Origin of the sequence: Pedobacter suwonensis, assembly GCF_900111825.1 — a bacterium.
In the GTDB taxonomy this organism is placed as follows: domain Bacteria; phylum Bacteroidota; class Bacteroidia; order Sphingobacteriales; family Sphingobacteriaceae; genus Pedobacter; species Pedobacter suwonensis.
Window position 1 is genome coordinate 23,122 of the sequence record NZ_FOJM01000025.1, and the last position, 24,595, is coordinate 47,716.

A 24,595-nucleotide genomic window follows, 5' to 3' on the forward strand; every position below is an offset into this window, starting at 1 on the left:
ATTAGTTTTTTTTATCGGTTTTACTAACTACAAGCATTTCTAGTTCCTGATGATCGGCTACTAGCGAAAAGCCATAAGGATTGAGCAATGCATTCAATCCTGACATATCCTTAACGTCTGAAAGCTCCAGATCAATTAAAAAATCGAGGTGAGTATCATTCAAAACCGGATATTTTACAAAAGCACAATCTTGAATATTATTTATCAGGTTGGCTATGGGTTGGTTGATAAATTTCGATCCTTTGTGAAAACCCAAATTAGTGGGTGGTCCACCCTGTGTTTTCAGTTTACGAGTGGCCTTTGATGGTGAATACGTTAACTTATACACTGCGGTGTTGATTACTTTTACAGCGGCGGAGTATCCCGAATTTTCGTTCAGGTACTTCATCGTAAGTTTTTTTAATGAAGCAGATTTTTCCTTTGGTACCCATAAGTCTACAGTCCAAAGATCTTCTGGCTTTAAAGACGGATTATTAAAGCCATCTACGTCATCAAAATCAAGTTTAAAACGCTGATCAGAAAACCACGGGAATTCTCCCATTGCCAGTACAGTATAAGTCCAACGTAGTGGATGGTTGAAAATGATCATTCCAGTATTTGATCCATTGGAACGGACCGTAGAACTCGAAATACCTGGTATTCTACCTTTAATTAACAGGTTAAACGATTGCATTCCTTTAGGGTTCTGATTCATCATTAAAACGGTGTTGGGGTAAATGTAATTCAAGGGTGTTAAACTTAAATTTCCAGATAAGGCTGCCTTAATATTTGCTTCAGATAGTTCATCACCCTCAGTTGTGTTCTTTACAATTCCCTGGTTATCGATCCAAACCAGATGAGGAATCTTGTTGTGTAGAAAGAGCCGGTTTAACGCTTTATCATCTACAATTGAAGTAAAATCCCTGCCAATGGGGTTTCTTTCTGAAGAATAAAAAGTCGAAATCAGTTTCTCGTTATCCGCTGTTACGCTTACGATATTAACCTCTCCTTGGAACAACCTGGAAAGCCTTTCCTGTTCTGGCATCCCTTTAATACATGGAACACAGAAGGTAGCCCAAAAATCGATAATCAACAGCTTGCCCCTAAAGTGCTCCATATTCCGCTGCACTACCTTACCATTTACCATAAATTTTCTGGGTGTAGTCCAGAAAGCATCTGGTACCGTATCGCCCACTTGCAAAGCCTTAACAGGTTCTTGCGCATATAAAAAAAGAGAAAAAACAAGCATCATGCCTGTCGCAATAAATACTTTCATAAAATTGAGTTAATTAGCCTGAATCGGAATTTTTAAAAGGCTTTAGGCAGTTTTAAAACTGCGCTAAAGCTTGCCGTACCTGCTTTGCGGATCAGGAGTACCGGCATCAGATAATTTGTTAATCCGCTTAACATTTTAAGGATAAAAATGCTACACCGAAATCGTTGCTAATGGTTTTGTATGGGTTAGTTGATATGTAAATAAGAAAGTCCTGCCAGCAAATTCAATTCTAAAAGATTGAATTTTGGTAAAATGTGAAAAGCAAGACTACAATTTTCGTTTGGTTTAAACTTCATAACATACAGCAATCAAGCAGAAACCACCTAATTTTTCCTATACGCTCCGCATTGATCAACTTTATAAAAAACAAATGGAATGTGGCTATCGCTAAAATTGCAACCTTGATGATTATGCCCCTTGATCAACCAGCACGATGTGTAGGTAAAAGGCAAACATTCAAAATCCCCTGCCTTATCCATCTTATCGGTATGTGTACCCTTCCGAACAGCCGTGTTCAAATTTTCATTTTGTTCAAAAACATACCATATCGCCAGTGGACTGTACAACAAAGCCCAGCAAAAGAAAAAAAGCGGCAAATATGCATTGTTGAATCTCATCGTTTAATTGGCGTGATCCGGTTAATTTGAACTTTAAAAATTAGCCTTATCGGATATTGATTTAAAAGGAAAAAAAGTATTTAGGCGAAAAATTTAGACATAACAATCCCATTGCAGCATAAGCCACTTAGTTTTTATAAAATATTCCGTCTAAACCAAAGTTTAACCGGCATATCAATAATCTCTGCAAAAAGGAATAAGGCAGGCCATCATCATTAAAAAACCTAAATTTTCATTAACCTTTAAGGTTAGCCTGCCTTATCAAAAAATTATTCGGGATTTTTAGGTTTCAAGGCATAAAGCCTATCGAATGGACAACTTAAAAGGGACTGGTATAGAAATATCTGCAAATAACAAATAAATAAACAAACATACTGCCGTACACCTACTTTGGTAAGCAACAACCTGTTTATCTTATTTATTTTTTGCGTTCCCATAACTATATGTTATGAGTCTTGCCGGAGAGAAGAAAAAGTGGGCTTCCCAAACCATAACCTCATAATGTTTCTCACGCCTTACGTTGAAATGGAATTACAGCAGAAGCCCACTCTTATGTTGGAAAGCTAAAGATAGCAATTCCGCTATAAGAAATGGGATAAAATCTGCTGTCTTGCTCCAACGGCGTGAGATTTGAGGTTGCAAGACTCTTAATTTTACCTTTTACTGGTCTATTTTTTTTTGTTACGTAAATGTAAATAAAAAAAAGACAAATGTCAAGTAATTGCATGACGATTTTGAATAAAATATAAAAGACATTGCCAATTGTATTTTTATTAGCAATGAAATGATCAGTGAGAAAGAAAAAATAATTCTGAAAAGCTTTGGCGAGCATTTAAAATCCTTAAAAGAGAAACAGGAACTTTCTTATCGCGAATTTTATAAAAGAAGTGGGGTAAACACCGGCGACATCATTAAATATGAAAATGGCGAAACCAGTCCAAATTTTATTACCATTATGCGACTGGCCATCGGTTTAAAAATCCACCCGACAGTACTGCTTGATTTTGACTTTGGAATAGATTTCAGCGCTGGACTGGAATAAAATATACAACGGTAATTGCTGGAGTTTTTGGTGGCAACCTCAGGATTGATACTGATATGAATTCAATCGAACCGGCATTGGCAAAGTATCTTCGGCTTTCTTCCATATTTATAATAACCATAAAAAACAGCTGTCTGCAACCTACAGCAGAAGAACGTTAAAAATATTTGCGGTTAAAAAAACCTGATAGTTGTGAGGTCAGCACAATAATCCGTTCTCTACAGGTAAATGAAGATATTCACCCGCAAAAATAAATAGTTAAATTCAGCCTGCCAGTAGCGTTTTGGGATTCGTCTGCGTATACGCTGTAAATTCAACTTTATGAAAAAAATTTTATTCTTTTTGGCGGCTGTAGGCATGATCAATGCATCGTGCAAAAAATCAGACTATAGTAATGATGGCAAAAGCGAAGTTTACGGAAAATGGAAACTGACCGAAACCTTGTTCGATATTGGTAATGGACAAGGGAAGTACACAAAGGTTACAGGTGGTGCCAAATATTTGATTTTGGAGAAATCAGTAGATAAAGCCGGAATAATTAAAGGTGATGCAATCCCAAATCTATTTTCCTTTAAGATATTAGACAGTGTACAAATGGAGGTTTATAGCGACAACAATAAAATGCCGGCAATTTTCCGATACCGGGCTTCAGCAAAATCGCTGGAACTTAACCCACCTTGTATTGAGGGTTGCGGGTATAGGTTTATAAGAGAATAATAATTTAAGGTAAAGGTTTAAAAAAGTATAAAAATATACATTGTCAGTCTGAGGGATAACCCAATGGATAACATCAATATTAATGCCAGATAAAATTTAGTTAGTAATATCCCCCGGTCAATCGTCATTCCCAACTTGAGTGGAATCTTAAAACGTTTGCTTTAAAACTCCCGAATGCGCGGGAATTAGGACCCTGCTAACAGATTATATCATTGGTGCGATAAAAAAGATGGCTTCCCCGGAAAGTCGGGGCTAGCTGTCGGCTGAAAAAGGCTTCTCGCAATCACGATTTTTTTTGACAATATCATTGCTCAAAAACCATAAACCCTAGCTGATCCGATTGCGATCGGATCAGTAGAATGGTTACCTTTTTAAACCGTTAAACTATCCCAAATTACCTGATAAACATCGGGTGCCTGCAAGGTCTTATCCATTGCTTTTGACGTAACCAGAACAGGTTTATATTGATCAGCGGTATTGATGCCGCCATGCGACCCTTTAACCAGCGTAGCGTCAAGCGGAATGACGTCCATCACATAACGGAAGCCGGCCTTTTTTCTCAAAAGTTTATATCCGGCCTTTAATTTTGAGGTCATAAACATTTCTACCGGATCGTATCCAGGTTTTTTATGAATATCTACTACCCTGGCGTAATCCGGTGCCTTCGCATCATCTAACCAGAAATAATAAGTAAACCAGCTGTTCTCTTTTGCAACCAGTACCAGATCGCCAGAACGTTTATGGTTAATATGGTATTGTTCCTGCCCTTTTTTATCAAGTATCAAATCAATACCAGGTACATTTTTCAATAGCGCTTCAACCTGTTCGGTAACACTTTTATCATTAATATATACATGTGCCACCTGATGATCGGCCACTACAAAGGCTTTCGAAGCACCCGCGTCAAGCAATTCCAATCCTCTTTCTTCGCGGATCTGGATCAGGCCGTTCTCCCGGAACAAACGGTTCAGATGAATGGGCTGATTTACAGGCGCAATCCCATATTCAGAAAGTAAAATGATGCGCGCCCCCCTGCTTTCATAAAAACGCACCAGTTCCTCTACCACCTGGTCAATTTCTTTCAGCTCGGCGCTGATTTTTTCCAGCTCCGGGCCAAACTTTTGCAGGCAATAATCTAAATGAGGCAGATAAATTAAGGTAAGTGTCGGATTATGCAGTTTCTCGGTTTCCATTGAGGCATCTGCAATCCACTTTGTTGATTTGATATTGGCACCTGGTCCCCAGAACTGAAACAAAGGGAACTGGCCCAGCTTAGCCTGCAAATGATCGCGAAGTTCGGCCGGTTGCGAATAGCAATCAGGCAATTTACGTCCATCGGCAAGGTAATTAGGCCGGGGTGTTACCGAAAAATCGGCTGTAGAATACATATTGTACCACCAGAACATATTGGCACAGGTAAAATCCGGATCTTCCTTTTTAGCCTGATCCCAGATTTTTTCAGCATTAACCAGTTTGTTAGACTGTTTCCAGAATTTGATTTCCGCATCCTCATGGTCGTACCAGCCATTGCCCACAATCCCGTTTTCTGAAGGAAATTTACCCGTCAGGTAACTCGACTGTACCGCCGTGGTAACCGCTGGCAATAAAGGTTCAATCGTACTGAGGTGGTGTTCAGCGATGTATTTCTGAAGAAAGGGTGTATGTTTTCCTATCACAGAATTAGATAAGGCTACAATATCGATAACAACGGTTTTATGCATATGCTTAACTTATAATATTTTTTTTACCCAGTCCAGTTCTCTGATAATGGAATCGTTAAGGGGCGCTTTTAACGCTGCAGGCAAAACTTCCCAGGTATAGGTTTCTACTTCTAAATGATCGGTAAACGGATTAGTTTTCTGAAGGTTCAGCACGGCTGTAATATCTGATTGCGTAGATTGGATCAGGCCCATGTCTTCTACAAAAATAGGCACATGGAAATGCGCCCGCCACTCCTCTACTGCATAGTTTTTACTTTCTGCCAGTGCTTCTTTAAGATCAGGATAACGAATTAAACTGCCATCATTTTTTTTGGCGATTACCTGATGAAGATAAACAGGTTCATCAAATCGGGCAAGCTGATCCAATACCGCGTTTCTTTCTACCTCAGAAGACGGCAATTTAGCTTTTAGCGCCGCACTGATCTGGATTTTCCCAATTTTGATACCCTTTTGCTGCAATTCTTTGATAATGGCGGTATGTGGTTCGTAACCGATTGCAAAATGGCAAACATCATAACATAAACAAATGTGCTTTTTGATCAGGCTTTCATCTTTTACTGCAGGTAAAAGTATATTTTCGTACCACTCAATAAATTCCCGTCCAGATTCAAGAAAACCATCCGGTTCGGGTTCAATATCCAAATGGATAACCTTGCCGCTCTGGCTAAAAATACGATGTAAACCTTCCGCCACCTGTATAATATTGGCCGTTGCACTAAATGTGGCGCTTTTTCTCCCCCCCATATCATTAAACCAGGGCTTATAACTTAATGGCGAGGTTGAAATACCACCTTCCATATCATCAGGAAGCAGCCTTGACAGGATTTCTACTAAACGGAGCGTATACTCAACACGCTCTACCGTTGTCCAATCGGGCGCATGTACCTGATCTTTCACCCTGGTATGGTGAAAACCGCCGTATGGAAATCCGTTCATGGTAAAAACGTAACCACCTTCCTGTGCAAGCCACTGCTTAAATGTTTCAAGATGATTTCCCTCCAACAGTTCGATGCTGGCCAGGTTGGAAAGGCGTAAACCGATCCCCATTGGTGCATCTGGAGATAATTTTGCTTTTAGTATTGGGAAACTGGATTTTAACACATCAAAATGTGCCGCCCAGTTTTCGCCTGCGTAAATATTGGTGCAGAAGGTTAAGTGCCCTGAAGTTAATTTCATAGCTTAATGTTGAATACTGGCGGTCTGTTGATTTAAAATTTCTGCGGCCTGCTTTAATATGTCGGCATCAATTTCATGGACTTCTTCGCCGCTGCCCAGTCCGGTAAGCAAAGTAATGGTAAGCTGCCCACCAAGATGCTCGCGGAATTCTTCCAATCCATCCAAAATCGGGCTGTTGCCTTCCTTAACCTGCAACAACGGGTGCGTGAGTTCAAAACCAAGTTGCTGAATCAGGTTGATCACCCTGCGTGCGTCTTCAGCACTGATCCTGCCCGATAAATTAGAATATACGGTATCTAAAGCAATGCCCATGGCAACTGCCTCCCCGTGTCTCACTTCAAAATTAGTCAGGTATTCCAGTTTATGTGCACTCCAATGGCCAAAATCCAGTGGACGGGCCGAACCGTTCTCAAATGGATCGGCACTGCGGATATGTTCCATATGTAATTTCGCACATTTCCAGATCTGGTAGTTCATAGCGGCGGTATCACGATTTGCAAGTGCAACCGCGTTTGTTTCCAGCCATTCAAAAAATCCGGCATCTTTAATCAGTGCCACTTTAACCGCTTCGGCAATACCTGAACGCCAATCGCGGTCAGATAAAGTATTTAAAAACACTTCATCGTTAAAAACAGCAACGGGTGGCGAAAAAGTGCCCAGAAAGTTCTTTTTATTGAAATAATTGATTCCGTTTTTTACCCCGACACCCGAATCGTTCTGCGAAAGCACGGTACTCGGAATCCTGATGTGTTTTATGCCCCGGTGTGCTACGGTAGCCGCATAACCCACCATATCTAGTACTGCCCCGCCACCAATGGCCGCAACAAACGAATGCCTGTCTATACCATATGTATTAATGGCTTCTAATACCTGGTCAAAATATCCCGTGTCATTTTTCACCTGCTCTCCACCCGGGATGACCAGCATATCCTGAACCAGTTGAGTTCGATGATGCTGTAAAAAATAGGCTTTAATTTGCGTAGTAAGTCCTGGGTGTGCATCTGCTACCCCCTTATCAATAACAAATAAAATTTTCTTTATTGCAGCAGCCGGATTTAAGTTAACCAAAAAACTGTTCAACAATTCGTTTTCAGGCGAAAAAAGCGAAGAGGTGAAGAAAACGTTATAATGATACTGTACAGTAAAGGATTGGTGTAAATGTTCCATAACAATTGCGAAGTTGTGTTTGATGGTTAAGTAACGGCAAATAATTTAGAAAGCCACATGGATAAAGGCAATAACGCTGCTATGATAAAAGCCAGGATCAAAGCATCAAAGGTTACCGCCCAGGCAGCATCCATCAGAATAAGTGAAATGACGCCGGCTTTTACTGCGCCACCGATATTTTTGCCAACAGGCTCTTTTATGGCTTTTATAAGCGGCCTGAAAATCATGACGACAAATGGCACGAGGAATAGCATTGACAGCAGCAACCTTTCATTTACAAATGCAAAATAAGCTATGGCACAGATTACTATAGCATATAGAAACGCGGCCAAATATAAGTTTTTAGCACGGCCTCCATGAACTTCGCCACGGCTGGTCATGGTAATGGAAAAAATGTAAATGACAGGAATAATAGCCAGATAGTGATTGGATAGCATTTCAGGCACGATACTTATACCCAACAACAGGTTAAAGCCACGGCATAGGCCCATATTCAACGGACCGAAGAAGGAATGGTGTTTCCCAAATTTATTATAAAGTAAGGCAAAAACAGCTACCAGAAGGGCCAATAATCCCGAGGTCAGGCTATTTAAAGCCGCAAAAGCGATTCCTGCAAACAGTAGCAGGCCTCCCAATAAGGTTGCATCCCGTAAACTGATTATGCCACTGGGAATAGCCCGTTCCGGACGTTCTATTTTATCCAGATCTGCATCAAAAACATCGTTAAAAACGATCCCTCCGCCATATAAACAGGCGGTTGATGCAGCCAATAATATAATAGACAGCCATGGAATGGGAAAGCCAATGCTTAAAACCCCTGAAATGGCAATCCCTGCCAGAATATCGGCTACTGAAGTAACGATGTTGGCCGGGCGCATCATGCGCAGATAGACAGTTAATTTTTTCAATACTTTAACTAATAATGATAGAAGATTTATCTGGTCTGGGCTGCTGTCCGCCTCTTAAGATGGTATTACCTTCAAATTTCTCTGTAAGGTCTATCTGTGCGTTAAAATCGCTTTCATCAAGTTGTCCACTCTGTGCAAAAGCCTTTATGGCATTGTTGTAGGTAACCAATTGAATATCCTGATCGCTTAGTCCACGCATTTTCATCAGGGCGGCAGTTTTCGGTACCGCCAGGGGGTCGCTAATGCCCCAATCGGCAGCAGAATTGACCATAATACGCTCCGAACCGTATTGCTTTACAATTTCTACCATACGCTCGTTGCCCATTTTGGTAAAAGGATAAATGGTAAAAGCTGCCCAAAAACCTCTGTCTAATACCTCTTTTACCGTTTCTTCATTATTGTGATCGATAATCACGCTATAAGGATCAAGGCCATGCTCCAAAGCAATATCCATGCTGCGCTGGGTGCCCTTTTTCTTATCGCGGTGTGGGGTATGTACCTGAACAGGCAAACCTGCTTCCTTAGCAAGTTCCAGCTGCAAACGGTAATATTTTTCTTCGGCAGCAGTCTGATCATCAAAACCGATCTCGCCAACACCAACCACGCCTTCTTTATAAATAAACAAAGGCAGGATTTCCATTACCTGTTCGGCCAGGCTTTCATTATTGGCCTCTCTGGAGTTAAGACCAATGGTGCAATAGTGTTTAATGCCAAATTGAGAAGAACGGAAACGCTCCCAACCAATCAGGCTGCTGTAGTAATCCCTAAAACTATCCAATCCGGTACGGGGCTGGCCCAACCAAAATGCGGGTTCTATCAAAGCAACAACACCAGCATCGGCCATAGCCTGATAATCGTCTGTTGTTCTCGAAGTCATATGCACATGTGGGTCGAAGAATTTCATTCCCTTTACCGCACTGATATCGAAAGCTTCTGGCTCGCCCATCATGGCTTTATCTCTTTCTATTGAACTGCTACAACACATATCTTTATCTTAGATTTTTTATAGGTTAAAATGAATTCCAGTTTAAGCTTCCATCGGCCAGGGCCAATTTCAGTTCCGGAAAAGTATTGATATAATCTTTTGCCGGTTGGTAATCAGACTGCGAAATGGCCAGCGCAATGGCGCGTTGTTCCATCTGGTTATAATGCTGCAAACCGGTTTTAAGGGTTTCAAAAATTTCAGGATTGATAAATCTACCCACCAGGCGCCACAACTGTGGATGTACTTCCCTGCCCGCAGCCCAGCGTTCCTGAGCGTAATCTACCAGCGTTAAAGCAAGCAGCAGATTGGCGCGTTGATCTAAACCCACTATCAGTTTAATATTCTTCTCGGTAAAAAAAGCTTTCAGCACCAGCTGGTTCCATGCAGCTTCATCCAGGTTTGCTGCCGGATAAGGATTATTTTCCATAATGGCTTCGAGTACAGAACCAATATTGCTCCTGATCCCTTCAGCACAGCGTTTCGTCCAGATTTCGGGATGGGGTAAAAACGGAAGAGCCGAATATAGAGCCACAGCTTCATTTACTTCTGCCGACAGAAATAAGGGGTTAACGGAGGAAAATAAAAGTTCTTTATCTCCCGGATCCAAACCTGCCAACAGCCACACCCGGGTGAGCCTGTCTATTGTCCAGCTGCTGATATACCCAAAACCGGCTGCATCCAGCACTGCTTGCTGCTCCTCAGAAATAGCAACCGGTAATTTACCCGTTTTGCGGGGCAGCATCACAAATGCCCTGGCCAACAGTGTAGCTTGGTCTTGAGCTTGTGAAAATTCCTCCAGCCACTTTTCGGCTGCTACACTGATGTTATTTTTAACAACAGCCCCTATAATCTCATTCACGGCCTTCATATGCTCATTTCTCATAAATTATGTCAAAAAAAGCTATTATGCGGTGATACCTGCAGAAACAAAATAGTTGATCAGCAATGCTCCTGCAATAATCAACAGGCCAAAAAATTCCCTTGTTTGTTCGATATAGGGTTTAGTAGCCTGCATACTCTGCACCAGGCTCTCGCGCCTGTATTTAGTGATCCAATCGCGTACGCCGTCTTTTGCAAAAAACAGGATGACCGCGTAAATCAAATAAAAAGCAGTTAAAAACAGATATGCAAACGGATAATACTTACCGGCAGCAGCCAATCCACAGCATATTGCAGCACTTAAATAAATAGACACCCATAAAAAAGCGTCGTTATCATTAAGGTTTACATAGGCAAAACCCAAAAAGGAGATACAGAAAATAATGTTGAGAATAAGTAAAAGCATTTTAATTATTTGGTTTAAATAAATCGATTCACCGATTTTTCAATAAAAAACAAAGTTATTTAAACTTGATGCTTTTTTTGCCTATAAAATGTAAATTATATACTGCAGTAAAATATTTTTTTGATTAAGAAAGTGATTGATAAAAAGTTAAATGCGAATAATAATTATCCTAACTTAGTAAAGGAAAAATAGTATCGAACATGATATTGGCTTGTTCCTTAATTAACTCAACATCTTCATGTTTATTATTAACCAATAAATAGGTGCTGTTTTTTTCTTCCATGAAATGGCTAAAATATGCTTCACCAATAAGATTATAAACAGCGTAACGATATATTTTAAATCTTTTTGTACAATCCTTACTTTCCTCGTAAGACCTTTTTGGATCAAAGGTATGTGATCCTAAAAAACCAAAGCTTGCTATAGGATTCCTTTTCAATATCTGTAATATAAGCTGTATACAGGTTGCCACAATTTTACCCATCTTATTTTCACCAGTGAGAACATTGAATTTCCTTGGATGTTTTTTTAAACGCGCAGGAAAAAATTTCAACACATAAATATTAAAAAGATACTCTTCAACCTCTATATGATATTTTTCTTTCTGAGTTTTAAAAATATAAGTGGTTCGCTCTTTTAAGTACTGAGCTCCTTGAAATTTGTTGGTAAAATGTTTTGTAAATGGATATGAATGATCAAACATTAAGGTATCAAGTGCTTGTATGCTTGTGAACGTCCATTATTGATTTGATTGGAAGTCACACGTACAAGATTTGATTTTGATGTAGAATTGATTTTAACACAAGAATTTTTGGCCGAAACAGCACTGTTATAATGTGCTTTATTTTGTCCGTATGAATTGTTATTGCTACCCATGGTAATTCTTTTAAGTGTAAAATAATAACAACGATTAATTTAAATTGTTATTATTTATTTCTACTTACTTATTGAGAGTGACTAATTTTTATCAAAGTTAAAGCATTTCCATCATATTTTAATAAAATTCTTTTTTCTTGTAATTCTAAACATATAGGTATCAAAAAATTAAGTAAAATATTTAGTTAGTACTTAAACACAATCTTCAAAATATTGGCCAGCACAGGATTATGATCGTCTGCCCGCCAATTGATCCATAAGTCTGTTTTAAATGGCAGCGGGATGAAGCGCAAACCAGGACTTTGATGGTGCATATACGAGTCGGGTAAAATGGCTATGCCCAAGCCCTTTCTCACCAATGCGATGATGGCAGAACCAAATTCAGAGTGTAAAAACACATCCGGAACAAAATCGTAAAATTTAAATAATGCCTGGATGATCTCGCTGTAACTGCTTCCCTCATCTCTGGTGGGCAGTATAAATTTTTGCTTTTTCAGGCTTTCGGTAGATAGATCTCCGAACACGTTAAAAGGATGTTCTACCGGAACCACCAATGCAAGGTGATCGGAATACAGTTTTTTCGCCCTGATCCCCGGTTCGCTGTTGATATCTCTCGTGATGGCCAGGTCAATCTTATAGTTTTTTAAGAAATCCAGTTGATTTTCAAATAAAACCTGTACCAACTTGATCTGAAGCCGGGGAAGTACCTGTGTGATCTTAGCCAGCATATCAGGCATGAGCGAAGCGGATATGGAATCGGGATGTGCAATGGTAATGGTTCCACGCTCGCCTAAATGGAGCTGTTTAGCAAATTGATGGATATATTCCAGTTCATTTAATTCGATTTCCCACTTTTCTTTCAGGAATTTGCCTGCCGGCGTAAGTTTCACATTACGCTTATTACGCTCAAACAGCTGCAGGCCCAATTCATTTTAGAGCGATTGGATATGGCGACTTAGTGCTGACTGCGTAATGTTAACCTTCTCTGCAGTTTTCCAATAATGAAGCTGCTCTGCAAGGGCTAAAAAATATTTGATTCTTTGGAGATCCATTAATGCAAAATATGCATTAATAAATGAAATAATAACATTTTAAATCATTTAACAACTAATTACATTCGTAACATGAAAATCAGTATTGAAAAGGTAACCACAAACGACATCCCAAAACTCCAGGAAATTGGGAGAAGCACATTTTATGAAGCTTTTGCCGGCGTAAATACGGAAGACGATATGAAAGATTATCTGGAAAAAAGTTTTTCGGAGGAGAAATTGAAAACGGAACTGAATAACAGGGATTCGCAGTTTTATTTTGCGATGGTAGATGGTAATGTTGTGGCTTATTTGAAAATTAATTCTGGTGAAGCACAAAACGAAAAAATAGAAGATGCCATTGAAATTGAACGGATTTACGTACGACAAGTATTCCATGGCAAAAAAGTAGCCCAGGCCCTTTATCAAAAAGCTATTGATATGGCCTGCGAACAAGGGGCAAAATGGGTGTGGCTTGGGGTATGGGAAGAAAACCACAGGGCTTTACGGTTTTACGAAAAAAATGGCTTCAAAGCCTTTGGAAAACATGCATTCTGGCTCGGTAACGATGAGCAAACCGATCTGTTAATGAAAAAAGAACTGGATCATTCAAACGAATTAAAGACATTATAATGGAAAAAAGAACCCTTTTCCTGATTTTACTCGTCCTGGGCACCGCTTTCTGGGGTATTTCTTTTTCGGTTACCAAACTGGCGATTGGCCATGGTCAGCCACTTTTATTTTTATGCTACCGTTTCCTTTTAGCCACGATGGTTTTATCCGTAATTTTCTGGAAGCACGTAAAGAAGCTTAATATAAACACGATGAAAACGGGCGCGGGCCTTGCAATATCGCTTGTATTGGGCATTTACCTGCAAACCCTCGGTATTACACATACTTCAGCATCGCAATGTTCCTTTGTAGCCGGCATAACCGTGGTGATCATTCCTGTAATCAAACTGATGATTTACCGAAAAGCTGCGCCGCTGAAAATATGGATTGCGGCCTGCGTAGCGCTAACTGGCCTTTTCGTCATATCACTTACTGATAAATTGAGTATTGGTATCGGCGATTTGTATACCATTACCGGGGCTTTCTGTTTCGCCGTATATTTAATTCAGGTGGAAAAGAAATCGAAAGAAGGTGATATTGTACCCAGCATAGTCCCCATGTTTGCCACCTGTGCGCTTTTCACTTTTTTATTGGCCTCCTTTCAAAACAACACGGTCTGGATTCCCGAAACGCAAACTTTTTGGTTCGGTATCATTTTCTGTGCGTTATTTTCTACTGCATACATGTATACCATATCAAACATTGCTCAAAAATACATCAGCGCCGAAAGGGTATCGATCATTTATCTTTTCGAACCGGTTTTTGGTGCCATTGCCGCACATTTTATGCTGGGTGAAGCCATTACCTCCCGCTTATTAATAGGCGGAGGATTGATTTTTACAGCCACGCTGATTTCGGAGCTTAAATGGAGGATACATGGAGAGATGGCAATAGCACATTTATCCAAACCGAAAAAGGGTTAAGCAATATTTGATGCCTGATAAATGATCAATATCTTAGCACAATGGAAGCTATTGAACTCAGCAGATCGCAGGCGCGGAGAATGATTTTACATGCGGCAGGCCTCTCCGGAAAAGCGCATTTTGGCACTGGTATTGAGGCCGTTAACCGTGTAATTGACCATTTGGGTTATGTACAGTTAGATACCAACTATGTTGTAGAACGTGCCCACCATCATGCCCTGTTTACGCGGGTTCCGGATTATCAAACAGAATGGCTTGCAGCCTTATGTAATGATGGTGATGTTTTCGAATATTTCACTTCCGATGCAGGATTTCTGCCCATGCACGATTTCCGATTTTCGCTTCCGGTAAAAAAAGCATTTGCAACGCAGGGTAGCCCCTTAACAAAAGCACAATCGGATTTAATGACACAAATTCTAGATCAGGTTGAGCGGGATGGGGCGGTGATGGTTGGCGATTTTGAGAACGACCGTATAGAAGCCAGCTCGGGCTGGTGGGATTGGCGCCCGGCAAAGGTTGCATTAGAAAGGCTTTACCTGGAAGGCAAACTGATGATCAGCCGCAATAGCGCATTTCAAAAAGTTTACCAGCTTCCTTTGGATGTAATACCACATGACACCGACCAAACCGAACCTACTGACGAAGATTATGCACGTTACATCATTAAACGCACCCTCGGTGCACTGGGCATTTCATCGGTAAAAGAAATGGCCTGGCGTGCCCGCCGCGTAAAAGGCAACCTGATAAAAAAAGAACTGGAAAAGATGCTGCAGGCAGGAGAAGTTACAACGGCAAAGGTAGAGGGTGTAAAAGGACCATTGTATATGCTTTCTGGCGCAGATGTTAATGTTAGTGTAGAAGACGAAGTTTTCATCCTCTCGCCTTTTGATATCCTGAACGTATTTCGTGCCCGTTTAAAAGAATTTTTCGATTTCGATTATCAGATTGAGTGCTTCGTGCCAGCTCCGAAACGAAAATTTGGCTATTTCTCTTTACCTATTCTGGCCGGAGAAAGGTTTATTGCCAGGATGGATGCCAAAGCCGACCGGAAAAAGAAAACATTGATCGTCCACAATCTCCATTTTGAAGCCGTTGAGCCTGACGAAAAAACCATCGATAAGCTTATCCATCATTTAAAGGAATTTATTTTGTTCAATAAGTGCAATGATGTGGTCTTTAAAAAATCAAACCGTAACGACCTGCTTAACTTAATCAGTGAAGCATTTTCGGATGGATACTAAGTTTGAAAGATCTACATCTGGAAAAAACTAAACTCTTGCAATGTTAACGACCGTTTATTAAGAGCTAGCCAACAATGTCTTTATTTTAAAAAAAGAATGTAGGTTAACTTTAGTAAAAAAAGGCTGTATCAGAAATGATTTTTGGATTTTTGGCAGCATATATTTTGAAAGGTCGTCATTCACGTGAAAACGGGAACCGCGGAGTGATCAGCGAAGCTAATCTTAATGCGATAGTATAGAAAATAAGTACTTCTATACCAAATCATTAAGATGCCCGACGACACCGCCAGATTTAATTCTTTTACCGGTGCTAAATCTGTTATTTTGATACAGCCCCAATGTACCCGTCAGAAGAATTTAAATACCTGAATAGCTCTTTATTACGGATAGCATCTTACTTAAATTTAAGGTTTAGCGATAGGATATTGGAAACCAAACTTGTCGATCGCGAATAATGCCCATATCTCAACTCCAGCATGTTAAGTCTTTGCCAGCCAAAAACACCTTTGGGCGGGGCAAAACGAATACCTGCACCATAAAAGTCGCTTGTTAGTGTAGATAGATCATAATCACTGGTAAAATATTGTTCAGATGGAGCATGCTGCCCGTAAGGTGCAAAATATTTGGTACCCACCTGGTTATTATACCGGTAGAAAGGACTGATCGAAAAGAAAGAATTGATCTTCACCGGTATTTCAAGTTCAGCTGTATGCGCCCTGATGCCCCAGTTATCCATATAGTAACGGTAAAAAGTACGAATTACAAAATGATCATCCAGGAAATAGTTCATGCGTAAGCCTATAGGAAGTTTATAACGCTTATCGGGTAATGTTTCAGCGCGGAGCGAACCATCCGTAAAATAATTACGCTGATATTTAGTCGCCAGTAATCCCTTCTGATAAGATGGCTCCAAAATCAAAGCGGCCTGAAACTTTTGGCTGATAACCTGAGACAAGGAAAAAGATGTACTGAACGAATTTCTTGGTGCGGTATCGTACTGTTCATGCCCCCTGCCCGTATTGCCCGTTCGTAACTCTATCGGGAGGATCACTGTCCACTGATCTAAAAATGCCTGCAGTTTAAAATCAAACTGGGTATTTTTATCTTTTGACAGGCGGGTTAAATTAAAGGCTGCCCCAAGCGACTGGTAATCAAATTCCGTTGAGTAAGAACCTGTAAAACCGAATGAATTACCGGTCTCTTCGTTCGAATGTGTCCAGTTTAGTGACGGATAAATACGGGTATCTGCAGAAGAAGCAGAAGAAATAGTATTCGGATCAATTTTATCTGAAGAAGCCGAGGTATAATGATCAACACCGAGCTCAAAAAGAAAAGTATTTTTTTTGCCTCTTTTGTTGAACTTAGACATTTGAAGGTCGATAGTATTCGCAAAATCACTCAGTTTCTCGGTACCGATACCACCGGTTACCGCAGAATTATTGCCGTTCTGATGATAATAAGCCGAAACCAGATTGATTTCATCTACTTTTAGCTTTCTCGACTGATATTTGCTGCTATCTACTTTTGCCGGTTCCGGTCTGCTTTGTGCATAAGTGCCTAATATACCGAAATACATAAAGAGCACATGGAGATATATTTTTTTCATTTCCGATCATTCATTAATTACAGCCGCAACCTCCACCGCTTTTGCCACCGTTGGCACCAGATGCACCTTCGCGGTAAAGCTGAAAACTCTGTTCAAATTTCTGCACCTTTCTGGCCGATAGGGTCATATCGGCATCGTTAATCTTATTTTTTTGATAAGGCTTTACGCTACTGCAGGCACTGAGCATACTGATTAGTGAAACAGCGCTAACCGTTGCAAGGAAAATTCTGGAAATTTTCATCTATCTATGATTTATTTTATTGACGATAGTTTATGTTTTTTATGGTATCAACGAGCTCGCAAGCTCGGTTTAAAGGTGATGAAGCGATCATGATTTTAAATATTCATTCCCGTTCGGGTTTTGGTAAAATCATGACGGTTTCATATTATATCACATTAATATTTTTTGTGGTAAAAACCCGATCATCATCATCAATAACAATACAGGCTACTTGTTTAATCTGGTTAATAAGTTCGAGCCCCACCTTTACCCCCATTACCACAACAGGTGTGGCAAGTGCATCGGCCAGTTCAGCACTCGGGCAAATAATGCTGACACTTTTCACCCCGCTTACCGGAAGTCCGGTTTTAGGATCAATGGTATGCGAGTAACGCTTCCCATTAATGGTCGCATATTTTTCATAACTACCCGAAGTTGCAATCGCCATATCACTGATCTTCAGTGCAGAAAACGGCCTGTCGGTTTGTTCAGGATCGGCAATGCCAACTGTCCAAGCGTGGCCGCCTATTTGCGTACCCCATGTGGTCAAATCGCCGGCTGCATTTACAATTCCGCTTCTAATACCCAGTTGTTGCAGCACTAATTTTGCCCTATCGGCTGCATAGCCCTTTCCAATACCACCAAAGCCGATCCTCATTCCTTTATTTTTCAACAGTACAGTTGATTGCTTTTTATCAATGATCACATTCCGATAATCAATTAATCCGACAGATTTGAGTGCAGTTTCTTCATCAGGAAGACTCGTCATACGCTGATCAAAATTCCACAATCTTTTATCTATAGAGCCATAGGTAATGTCAAAAGCGCCGTCGGTAATTTCAGAGATCCTTATTGAGCGCTCGATCAGGTTAATCACTTCTTCATCAACCGTTACCGGCTTTAAACCCGCGTGCCTGTTTATCAAACTCGTTTGGCTAAGTTCGCTGTAAGTAGTAAGCAGCTGTTCTATCCGCTGCACTTCTTTTATTGCCGAATCTATCGCTGCATTCCCCTCCTGCTCATGCTCAGCAATTACCGTAAACTCAAACCGGTTTCCCATGAGTTTTAGTATCCGGTTTACAGAAACAGGTTTAGCCATCTTGTTTAGGTTATTTCTTTAGCTTATCCAACTCAGATACAAATGCTTCAGGACTTTCGTTAGGAAATCCATCCCAGGTTTTAAGCACCTTTCCATCTTCGTCAACAAGAAGCGTATATGGAAATTTACCATCCTTATTGTAAACCTCGGCCAATGCCTCGTTAAGTTTAACCTGCTCTTTTGTCAGCTGGTTTTTCTTCTGCCTTGGAAAATCTGCCCTTACCAAAATCAGGTTCTGATCTGCATATTGCTCAAAACGTTCAGATTCGAGAATTTCTTTGCGCAGGCGGATACATGGGCCGCACCAATCTGAGCCCGAAAAATTAATTAAAATCTGTTTATGCGTGGCTTTAGCCTGCTGTTGTGCTTCTGAAAAGTTTTCCATCCATAATGCAGGAATGGTAAACAGCCCCAATAGGGCAACAAAAAGTAATTTCATTCTTCTTTTATAATTAAATCAGCAATACGATAAGATGATCCAACAGTGGCATTATAGCCAGGCTTTTATGATCAATAAATACAGCTTGAAAAATCTTTGTAAAATTGTTCCTATAAAAACTTCTGATTTAAGTATGTCCTCAACTTTCTATTTTGCACAATAACAAAATCAGAAGGTTGATCTTTTAACAAAAAAATAAATCAAGTCTGAAGACATTCTGAAGTTCTGAAAGAAAATTGTTAAACATCTGTTAAAAATAAACCTAAAAAAATGCAAAAAAGCTTATGCAATCCATCTCGCAATCAAAAAGGCCGCACCTGCCGCAATGAGCCCGATAGCGGTAACTTTGAAAGCACCCTTAACTGCTGGCTGACCGGTTAACTTGCTTTTAAAATAGCCAAATACGAACAAACAAATGGTAGTGAGTAAGGCAGATAACAGCAGTCCATCCTGTGGTTTTGACGTAAAAAAATAAGCAGATAAGGGTAACATGCCGCCCACACAGTAAGATAAACCTATGGTAAGCGCACTGTTTCTGGCCCTGTTGATATCCGGTTTTTCAAGGCCAAGTTCAAATTTCATCATAAAGTCTACCCATTGGTCTTTGTTTTTACTCAATTGATCCACCAAAAGATCTTGTGCGTGATGATCCAGTCCGTATGCGGCAAAGATTTCTTTAACCTCTTTCTTTTCCATCTCCGGAACTTTTTCAACCTCCAGGTATTCCCGCCTCAGCTCGCTCTCATAATGTTCCTGTTCAGTCTTGCCAGACAGATAGCCGCCCAGCCCCATGGCAATACAACCTGCAATGATCTCGGCAATACCGGCCGTAATGATGATCGAATTGCTACTTACTGCAGCACTTAAACCTGCGGCAAGTGCAAAAAGGTACAGTAAGCCCGTCACTCATCCCGATCACGATATCAGAAATAAATGCGGAACTTTTTAGATGTTCTTCTTTATGGGACTTTCTCATTTTTTAAAAAATAATGTCTGTCATCATGTGATGTTGCTCACCCCCCGTTGATCATATCTGAAACAATTCCTTTTCCATCTTTTCGTTCGGCCAGAAAAATGCCCGCCAAATGAATAAAAATAAAGCCAAGGATCAGGTACATGCAAAAGCCATGGAATTCCTTGATGCTGTGATTCATGTTTCTGGGAATGCCGGTATAATCTTCAAAGGCCAGCAATAAGCCTGTAACCACCATAATCGCTAACAAAATATAAAAAACCAGATAAAGCCCTTTTACTACCAATTCGTGCTTTGCTGCCTCCCGTTCTTTTTTTAAGATAAAATAAGCCAGGTAAGCTTTTTTAATTTTTGGAGAAATTCTCTGGGCAGCAGGCAGAAAAAATTCAGCAATCAACCTGAATAAAAAAAGCGTAGCAAGGGCATAGCCAAAGTAGATGTGGATGCCCCAAACCTGGTCCTCAAGTCCATGTGTTACCGCGCCTGCCTGCTTATCACTTACGGGTGCGCCGGCATTCATTAGCGCTGTTTTGACAAAACTGCGTTGCGCATGATCGAAAAGCGTAGCGTTGATGAGTACCGTAAACAGTGATCCGAAAAGCACAATAACATTTACCCAGTGCCAAAAGCGCAGGCTGGCCGGGTATTTCTTTCCGGTATTGATTTCTCCGATTTCCTGATTGATTGGTTCGATAATAGCCATATTAACTTAATGTTTAAAGGTAATAATAAAAGTATGCAAGTCGTGATGATAGGTATAATTCAACAGGAAGTGCTGCCGGTTACAGATCTGCTTAAGTATAGCAAGCCCCAGGCCTGTACCTTCAGAAGCATGATCTTTATAAAAACGATCAAATATTTTTTCGGGATCGAGCGCCGGATTATGGCCGGTATTGGCAAATACAATTTTCTCCGGGTCTAAACGAATCTCAACCTGCCCTCCATCATAATTATGCCGGATAACATTACTAAATAAATTGTTGATTAATATCTCCAGAAGTTGCTGGTTTGCATAAATGCTTACATCGGCTAAAACAGATTCCACATGTATGTTCCGGCCATTGATAAGTTCCTGAAAGTAAACGTATTTTTCTTCGATAAGCGACTTCAGGTTAATTTTTTCTTTATCCTGGAGCAAATTATTATCAATTTTAACCAAAAGCAGCAAAGATTGATTAAGCTTTGTTAAGCGAGAGGTAGCCTTATATAATTCAACTAGCGTTTCTCCGTGCTCTTTCTCCAAAACATTTGACTGAAGCATATTATCAAGCTTTGAATTGATCACAGCGAGGGGTGTCATCATCTCATGAGATGCATTTTCGGTAAATAGCTTGATCTCATTATAGTCTGATTTAACTTTACCCGAAAGCTCCACCAATACTTTATTCAGCTGCCTGAATTCGGCAACAGGCATTTCTACCGGCTGATAGGGCACTTCATGATTAATATTGAATGCCGTAATATTTTTAAGCAGCTGTTCAAATGGCGTCCAGATTTTCTTAAGCAAAATCCGGTTCACCAGCAAAACCAAAGCAAAAAGCAGCATCACGGGGACGAGAATGATTAGGCAGATGTTCTGGATCTGCTCCTGGCGTTCAGATTTTGAGGCGATGACCAGGATCTGATAGGGCTGGCCCAACAGTTCAAGTTCTGTTTTAAGGTATCTTGCTGTTTCCGTATGATGCTTTACAGGATTATAAAAAATGGTATCAGCATAGCTGCTGGAAGGATTGGCTTTTTTTATTTTTTTGTATTGAACAACCAGATCCTCAAATTCGTGCGGCTGATAAAAATTTCCTTTTGAAGCATATTCTTTTACTTCCATAATCTCTTCTACCAGATCATGATCAATCTGTTTATCCAGGTAATAACCCAGCAACCGGTAAAAAAGAGAACCAATCAACAGCAACCCGAAAAGGCTGATCGCCATCAATATGATATTATACCTGGTAAACAACTTCATATTTCCATAAATTTATAACCCACGCCATATACGGATTGAAAATAATCGCCACTCCCGGCATCAGTTAATTTTTTTCTGATGTTTTTGATATGGGTATAAATGAAATCGAAACTATCTGCCATGTCTGAATCATCACCCCAAATATGCTCCACCGCCGCCGATTTAGAAATTACTTTTCCTTTATTGGCAACGAAATAAAGCAGGAGATCAAACTCTTTTTTGGTCAGGTAAACCAATTTACCTTTCACCAGAACCTCCTTGGCATCTAAATCAATGCGAATTTCTTTAAACTCGATATGGCGTTCTCCATGCGCACTTTTCCGGCGTACAACAGCAAGTATCCTGGCATTAAGTTCAGAAAGATGGAAAGGCTTGGTCAGGTAATCATCAGCCCCCAAACGCAAACCTTCTATTTTTTGATCAATCGAATTTCTCGCCGAAATGATGATTACGCCCTCTGTCCGGTTCAGTCTTTTTAAATAGTTTAATAACTGAAGTCCTTCTCCATCCGGCAAACCAAGATCAAGCAGAATGCAATCATAATCGTATAACCCCAGGCGCTCAAGCGCCTGCGCATAAGTTGAAGCCATACTGCATTGGTTGCCTTCAGACATCAGGTATTGCACAATACTTTGTTGCAAACCCGGCTCATCTTCAATAATCAGAATCTTCATGATAAACAAATATGGTATAAGATACTGAAGACATGTTGAAGTTTTAAATAAAAAACAAAGCTGGTGTAATTTATTTAGAAGATGATATAAAACCAAGACGCATAAAATACATTAAAGCAAGCGCTAACCGATGTTGGTAAAATGGTTTTTCCAGATATCCTTTACGGAGGTAGTGAGTGGTTATTTAAATTTACACCAAACGCAAAAGGTTTATATCAAGATGATGTATTGGTAATGCAACATTGATAACCAATACCTGTCTTATACACAAATCCATTACAACAATATGAAAAAAACAATTTTTAGCCGGCTGGCAGCCTTAATTATTCCATCGCTGATTGGTATTTCATCCGTTTTTGCACAGCACAATCAAAATTTATCTTCAACAAAATCATATTTCCCTCAACAAAGCGCAAAAGTGTTATTTGTCGGGACTTTTCATTTTCACTATCCCGGATTAGATGCCCATGTAACCGCAAACGATGATCAAGTGGATGTACTTTCGGCATCCAGGCAAAAAGAACTTACTGATCTGGTAAACTATATCAAAAAATTCAGGCCAACAAAAATCGCAATTGAGGCTTTTCCTGAATGGAAAGCGACACAGAAATTAAAAGCATACAAAAACGGAGCCTACAGGGCGGAGCGGGATGAACGCTACCAGCTTGGTATGCGGCTGGCAACTGAACTGAAGCTGGATACCATTTATTCAATTGATGATAACTCAATGGTTTCTGCATTGAGCAAAATCGATCCGGAGTATTTTAAAGCTTTGTTTAAAGATTATGACTATAAAAGTGAAGACCCTTACTCCAAAATGTATGAACATTGGTATAAAGCTGAAGACAGTTTACGTGCTAACACTTCCTTGTTAGTATACTTCAAACTTACAAACTCGAAGCGCTATCAACAGCTTATGCATGGTGCTTACCTTGTAGGTGATTTTAAGTTAGATGATAAAAGAGGTGCAGATGCCCTGGCCATAAACTGGTACAGCCGGAACCTGCGGATTTTTAGAAACCTTCAGGAGATTACCGAAAGTCCGAAAGACCGGATTCTGGTCATATTCGGGAACGGTCATGGGGCTATCCTCCGGCAATTACTGGAGAGCTCGCCGGAATATGAGTTCATCGAATTCGACAGCCTGAAATAGCGCCAATGGATTAACTCCTGAAAAGCCATGGTTTATACCAGCAGGTAAAGGGCTGTACCGATAATGAAACCAAGCAATAAAATGGTGGCAAAAAATATAGCCAGCAACCTTTCAAATGAATCTAAACTTTCCATGCAAATTAAATAACGTAATGGTTTGTAAAAATCAGATGAAAAATTAAGCCAGTTTAGCTAAGGTCATGCCGAGAATGGCGCTAACGACCAGACAAATGAAAAATACGTCTAAAATAATTGAAAGTAGCCTCTTAAAAGTTTCCATGTCGAAGAAACGGAATCTTAAGCATTTGGTTTTTGAAAATTTTAAAAAAATTACTTCCAATCCCTGTCTGTTGAATTGCTTACATTAAAAATGCTATAAAAAAACAAAAGAAGCTTTATAAAATTTGAAATTTCACCTCTAATTTGTCAAGTTGAACTCAGCTTGTCCTGAGCAAGTAACGGTATCAAAACGCCTTTAAAGCATTTAGAAACCTTTTTTTTCGAAAAGCTACTATAGACAGAGTCCGTAAAAAAGTCGTCATTGCGAGGAGGAACGACGAAGCAATCTTTTTTTGCGAATTGATTTTTATTAAATAAATTACCCCTACCATTGACAGAATCCAATAGAAAAATCGTCATTGCGAGCAGCGAAGCAATCTTAATGCGCACGCTAGTAGCGATCGTTTTAAGATTGCTTCCCCGAAAAGTCGGGGCTAGCCGTCGGCTGAAAAAGCCTTCTCGCAATGACGATGCCTCTTGGCCTTTCAATTTGCTAAATTAGCAGCCATTGCCATCGATTTTTATCCATTAAATTACCCCTACCATTGACGTTATTTTGTAATTACCTATTAATGAGCAGAATGCGGCATCATGCATTTCCGTATAGCTAGGCCATAGCACCGTATCACCGTTC

The 24,595-nt window shown here is 40.1% G+C and carries 25 protein-coding genes; 6 read left to right on the forward strand and 19 right to left on the reverse strand.

Annotation, left to right across the window (positions count from 1 at the left end; translation table 11 throughout):
• Position 1: 1 nt before the first annotated feature.
• A complete protein-coding gene (locus BM107_RS23540; RefSeq protein ID WP_090987982.1) occupies positions 2-1,255 on the reverse strand; it encodes a TlpA family protein disulfide reductase in 1,254 nt (417 codons plus the stop codon).
• A gap of 1,401 nt (positions 1,256-2,656) precedes the next feature.
• On the opposite strand from BM107_RS23540, the gene BM107_RS23550 reads away from it, so the two are divergent.
• Both BM107_RS23550 and BM107_RS23555 read left to right on the forward strand, forming a co-directional pair.
• The gene (locus BM107_RS23550; RefSeq protein WP_090987986.1) at positions 2,657-2,914 is read left to right on the forward strand and encodes a helix-turn-helix domain-containing protein; all 258 of its coding nucleotides are present in this window, start codon (positions 2,657-2,659) and stop codon (positions 2,912-2,914) included.
• A gap of 321 nt (positions 2,915-3,235) precedes the next feature.
• A complete protein-coding gene (locus tag BM107_RS23555) occupies positions 3,236-3,631 on the forward strand; it encodes a hypothetical protein (RefSeq protein ID WP_090987988.1) in 396 nt (131 codons plus the stop codon).
• Between the two features lie 371 nt (positions 3,632-4,002).
• Here the strand turns inward: BM107_RS23555 and BM107_RS23560 are convergent, their stop codons facing one another.
• From BM107_RS23560 to BM107_RS25380, 10 genes are all read right to left on the reverse strand, one after another.
• Positions 4,003-5,352 (reverse strand): alkaline phosphatase family protein, encoded by a 1,350-nt coding sequence (locus BM107_RS23560; protein ID WP_090987990.1) that lies wholly within the window; start codon positions 5,350-5,352, stop codon positions 4,003-4,005.
• Positions 5,353-5,361: 9 nt separating this feature from the next.
• Complete coding sequence (eboE, locus tag BM107_RS23565; RefSeq protein WP_090987992.1) at positions 5,362-6,528, reverse strand: metabolite traffic protein EboE; 1,167 nt, start codon at positions 6,526-6,528, stop codon at positions 5,362-5,364.
• Between the two features lie 3 nt (positions 6,529-6,531).
• Positions 6,532-7,695, reverse strand: a complete 1,164-nt coding sequence (locus BM107_RS23570; protein WP_090987994.1) for a 3-dehydroquinate synthase — start codon at positions 7,693-7,695, stop codon at positions 6,532-6,534.
• A 26-nt stretch (positions 7,696-7,721) separates the two neighbouring features.
• Entirely contained in the window at positions 7,722-8,603 is an 882-nt protein-coding gene (eboC, locus tag BM107_RS23575) for a UbiA-like protein EboC (RefSeq protein WP_244278900.1), read from the reverse strand.
• A gap of 4 nt (positions 8,604-8,607) precedes the next feature.
• A complete protein-coding gene (locus tag BM107_RS23580; RefSeq protein WP_090987996.1) occupies positions 8,608-9,588 on the reverse strand; it encodes a TatD family hydrolase in 981 nt (326 codons plus the stop codon).
• A gap of 25 nt (positions 9,589-9,613) precedes the next feature.
• Positions 9,614-10,471 (reverse strand): EboA domain-containing protein, encoded by an 858-nt coding sequence (locus BM107_RS23585; protein WP_208864453.1) that lies wholly within the window; start codon positions 10,469-10,471, stop codon positions 9,614-9,616.
• Positions 10,472-10,492: 21 nt separating this feature from the next.
• Positions 10,493-10,873 (reverse strand): transmembrane 220 family protein, encoded by a 381-nt coding sequence (locus BM107_RS23590; RefSeq protein WP_090987998.1) that lies wholly within the window; start codon positions 10,871-10,873, stop codon positions 10,493-10,495.
• 169 nt (positions 10,874-11,042) lie between these two features.
• On the reverse strand, positions 11,043-11,576 hold the full coding sequence (locus tag BM107_RS23595; RefSeq protein WP_090988000.1) for a hypothetical protein: 534 nt from the start codon (positions 11,574-11,576) through the stop codon (positions 11,043-11,045).
• A 358-nt stretch (positions 11,577-11,934) separates the two neighbouring features.
• The gene (locus BM107_RS23600; protein ID WP_208864454.1) at positions 11,935-12,639 is read right to left on the reverse strand and encodes a LysR family substrate-binding domain-containing protein; all 705 of its coding nucleotides are present in this window, start codon (positions 12,637-12,639) and stop codon (positions 11,935-11,937) included.
• 42 nt (positions 12,640-12,681) lie between these two features.
• The gene (locus tag BM107_RS25380) at positions 12,682-12,801 is read right to left on the reverse strand and encodes a LysR family transcriptional regulator (protein ID WP_208864455.1); all 120 of its coding nucleotides are present in this window, start codon (positions 12,799-12,801) and stop codon (positions 12,682-12,684) included.
• A gap of 72 nt (positions 12,802-12,873) precedes the next feature.
• Between BM107_RS25380 and BM107_RS23605 the strand changes: the two genes are divergently transcribed.
• The 3 genes from BM107_RS23605 to BM107_RS23615 are packed head-to-tail and all read left to right on the forward strand — an operon-like array spanning position 12,874 to position 15,556.
• Entirely contained in the window at positions 12,874-13,413 is a 540-nt protein-coding gene (locus BM107_RS23605; protein WP_090988002.1) for a GNAT family N-acetyltransferase, read from the forward strand.
• A complete protein-coding gene (locus tag BM107_RS23610) occupies positions 13,413-14,315 on the forward strand; it encodes a DMT family transporter (protein ID WP_090988004.1) in 903 nt (300 codons plus the stop codon). Before BM107_RS23605 ends, BM107_RS23610 begins: the two co-directional genes overlap by 1 nt.
• 41 nt (positions 14,316-14,356) lie before the next feature.
• A complete protein-coding gene (locus tag BM107_RS23615; RefSeq protein WP_090988006.1) occupies positions 14,357-15,556 on the forward strand; it encodes a winged helix-turn-helix domain-containing protein in 1,200 nt (399 codons plus the stop codon).
• Between the two features lie 394 nt (positions 15,557-15,950).
• Here the strand turns inward: BM107_RS23615 and BM107_RS23620 are convergent, their stop codons facing one another.
• The 8 genes from BM107_RS23620 to BM107_RS23655 form a co-directional block, all read right to left on the reverse strand.
• The gene (locus BM107_RS23620; protein ID WP_090988008.1) at positions 15,951-17,162 is read right to left on the reverse strand and encodes a DUF3570 domain-containing protein; all 1,212 of its coding nucleotides are present in this window, start codon (positions 17,160-17,162) and stop codon (positions 15,951-15,953) included.
• A 13-nt stretch (positions 17,163-17,175) separates the two neighbouring features.
• The gene (locus BM107_RS23625; RefSeq protein ID WP_090988009.1) at positions 17,176-17,403 is read right to left on the reverse strand and encodes a DUF4266 domain-containing protein; all 228 of its coding nucleotides are present in this window, start codon (positions 17,401-17,403) and stop codon (positions 17,176-17,178) included.
• Positions 17,404-17,548: 145 nt separating this feature from the next.
• Positions 17,549-18,481, reverse strand: a complete 933-nt coding sequence (locus tag BM107_RS23630; RefSeq protein ID WP_090988012.1) for an FAD:protein FMN transferase — start codon at positions 18,479-18,481, stop codon at positions 17,549-17,551.
• 10 nt (positions 18,482-18,491) lie between these two features.
• Positions 18,492-18,920, reverse strand: a complete 429-nt coding sequence (locus tag BM107_RS23635) for a thioredoxin family protein (RefSeq protein ID WP_090988014.1) — start codon at positions 18,918-18,920, stop codon at positions 18,492-18,494.
• A gap of 282 nt (positions 18,921-19,202) precedes the next feature.
• Complete coding sequence (locus tag BM107_RS23640) at positions 19,203-19,826, reverse strand: VIT1/CCC1 transporter family protein (RefSeq protein ID WP_208864456.1); 624 nt, start codon at positions 19,824-19,826, stop codon at positions 19,203-19,205.
• Positions 19,827-19,933: 107 nt separating this feature from the next.
• The gene (locus tag BM107_RS23645; RefSeq protein WP_090988016.1) at positions 19,934-20,596 is read right to left on the reverse strand and encodes a cytochrome b/b6 domain-containing protein; all 663 of its coding nucleotides are present in this window, start codon (positions 20,594-20,596) and stop codon (positions 19,934-19,936) included.
• A 6-nt stretch (positions 20,597-20,602) separates the two neighbouring features.
• Positions 20,603-21,856 (reverse strand): sensor histidine kinase, encoded by a 1,254-nt coding sequence (locus BM107_RS23650; protein ID WP_208864457.1) that lies wholly within the window; start codon positions 21,854-21,856, stop codon positions 20,603-20,605.
• Positions 21,853-22,530: a response regulator transcription factor gene (locus tag BM107_RS23655; RefSeq protein WP_090988018.1), complete on the reverse strand. Its 678-nt coding sequence runs from the start codon at positions 22,528-22,530 to the stop codon at positions 21,853-21,855. Before BM107_RS23655 ends, BM107_RS23650 begins: the two co-directional genes overlap by 4 nt.
• 286 nt (positions 22,531-22,816) lie before the next feature.
• Here BM107_RS23655 and BM107_RS23660 point away from each other — a divergent pair, with 286 nt between their 5' ends.
• On the forward strand, positions 22,817-23,683 hold the full coding sequence (locus BM107_RS23660) for a DUF5694 domain-containing protein (RefSeq protein ID WP_090988020.1): 867 nt from the start codon (positions 22,817-22,819) through the stop codon (positions 23,681-23,683).
• The last annotated feature ends 912 nt before the right edge of the window (positions 23,684-24,595 follow it).

Bases quoted from the DNA above. Each gene is read 5' to 3' on its own strand.
- BM107_RS23595 (WP_090988000.1), bottom strand. From the start codon at position 11,576: ATGTTTGATCATTCATATCCATTTACAAAACATTTTACCAACAAATTT.
- BM107_RS25380 (WP_208864455.1), bottom strand. From the start codon at position 12,801: ATGGATCTCCAAAGAATCAAATATTTTTTAGCCCTTGCAGAGCAGCTT.
- BM107_RS23610 (WP_090988004.1), top strand. From the start codon at position 13,413: ATGGAAAAAAGAACCCTTTTCCTGATTTTACTCGTCCTGGGCACCGCT.
- BM107_RS23605 (WP_090988002.1), top strand. From the start codon at position 12,874: ATGAAAATCAGTATTGAAAAGGTAACCACAAACGACATCCCAAAACTC.
- BM107_RS23580 (WP_090987996.1), bottom strand. From the start codon at position 9,588: ATGTGTTGTAGCAGTTCAATAGAAAGAGATAAAGCCATGATGGGCGAG.
- BM107_RS23560 (WP_090987990.1), bottom strand. From the start codon at position 5,352: ATGCATAAAACCGTTGTTATCGATATTGTAGCCTTATCTAATTCTGTG.
- BM107_RS23590 (WP_090987998.1), bottom strand. From the start codon at position 10,873: ATGCTTTTACTTATTCTCAACATTATTTTCTGTATCTCCTTTTTGGGT.
- BM107_RS23645 (WP_090988016.1), bottom strand. From the start codon at position 20,596: ATGGCTATTATCGAACCAATCAATCAGGAAATCGGAGAAATCAATACC.
- BM107_RS23655 (WP_090988018.1), bottom strand. From the start codon at position 22,530: ATGAAGATTCTGATTATTGAAGATGAGCCGGGTTTGCAACAAAGTATT.
- BM107_RS23540 (WP_090987982.1), bottom strand. From the start codon at position 1,255: ATGAAAGTATTTATTGCGACAGGCATGATGCTTGTTTTTTCTCTTTTT.
- BM107_RS23630 (WP_090988012.1), bottom strand. From the start codon at position 18,481: ATGGCTAAACCTGTTTCTGTAAACCGGATACTAAAACTCATGGGAAAC.
- BM107_RS23620 (WP_090988008.1), bottom strand. From the start codon at position 17,162: ATGAAAAAAATATATCTCCATGTGCTCTTTATGTATTTCGGTATATTA.
- BM107_RS23615 (WP_090988006.1), top strand. From the start codon at position 14,357: ATGGAAGCTATTGAACTCAGCAGATCGCAGGCGCGGAGAATGATTTTA.
- BM107_RS23550 (WP_090987986.1), top strand. From the start codon at position 2,657: ATGATCAGTGAGAAAGAAAAAATAATTCTGAAAAGCTTTGGCGAGCAT.
- BM107_RS23635 (WP_090988014.1), bottom strand. From the start codon at position 18,920: ATGAAATTACTTTTTGTTGCCCTATTGGGGCTGTTTACCATTCCTGCA.
- BM107_RS23555 (WP_090987988.1), top strand. From the start codon at position 3,236: ATGAAAAAAATTTTATTCTTTTTGGCGGCTGTAGGCATGATCAATGCA.
- BM107_RS23650 (WP_208864457.1), bottom strand. From the start codon at position 21,856: ATGAAGTTGTTTACCAGGTATAATATCATATTGATGGCGATCAGCCTT.
- BM107_RS23625 (WP_090988009.1), bottom strand. From the start codon at position 17,403: ATGAAAATTTCCAGAATTTTCCTTGCAACGGTTAGCGCTGTTTCACTA.
- eboE (WP_090987992.1), bottom strand. From the start codon at position 6,528: ATGAAATTAACTTCAGGGCACTTAACCTTCTGCACCAATATTTACGCA.
- BM107_RS23570 (WP_090987994.1), bottom strand. From the start codon at position 7,695: ATGGAACATTTACACCAATCCTTTACTGTACAGTATCATTATAACGTT.
- BM107_RS23660 (WP_090988020.1), top strand. From the start codon at position 22,817: ATGAAAAAAACAATTTTTAGCCGGCTGGCAGCCTTAATTATTCCATCG.
- BM107_RS23585 (WP_208864453.1), bottom strand. From the start codon at position 10,471: ATGAGAAATGAGCATATGAAGGCCGTGAATGAGATTATAGGGGCTGTT.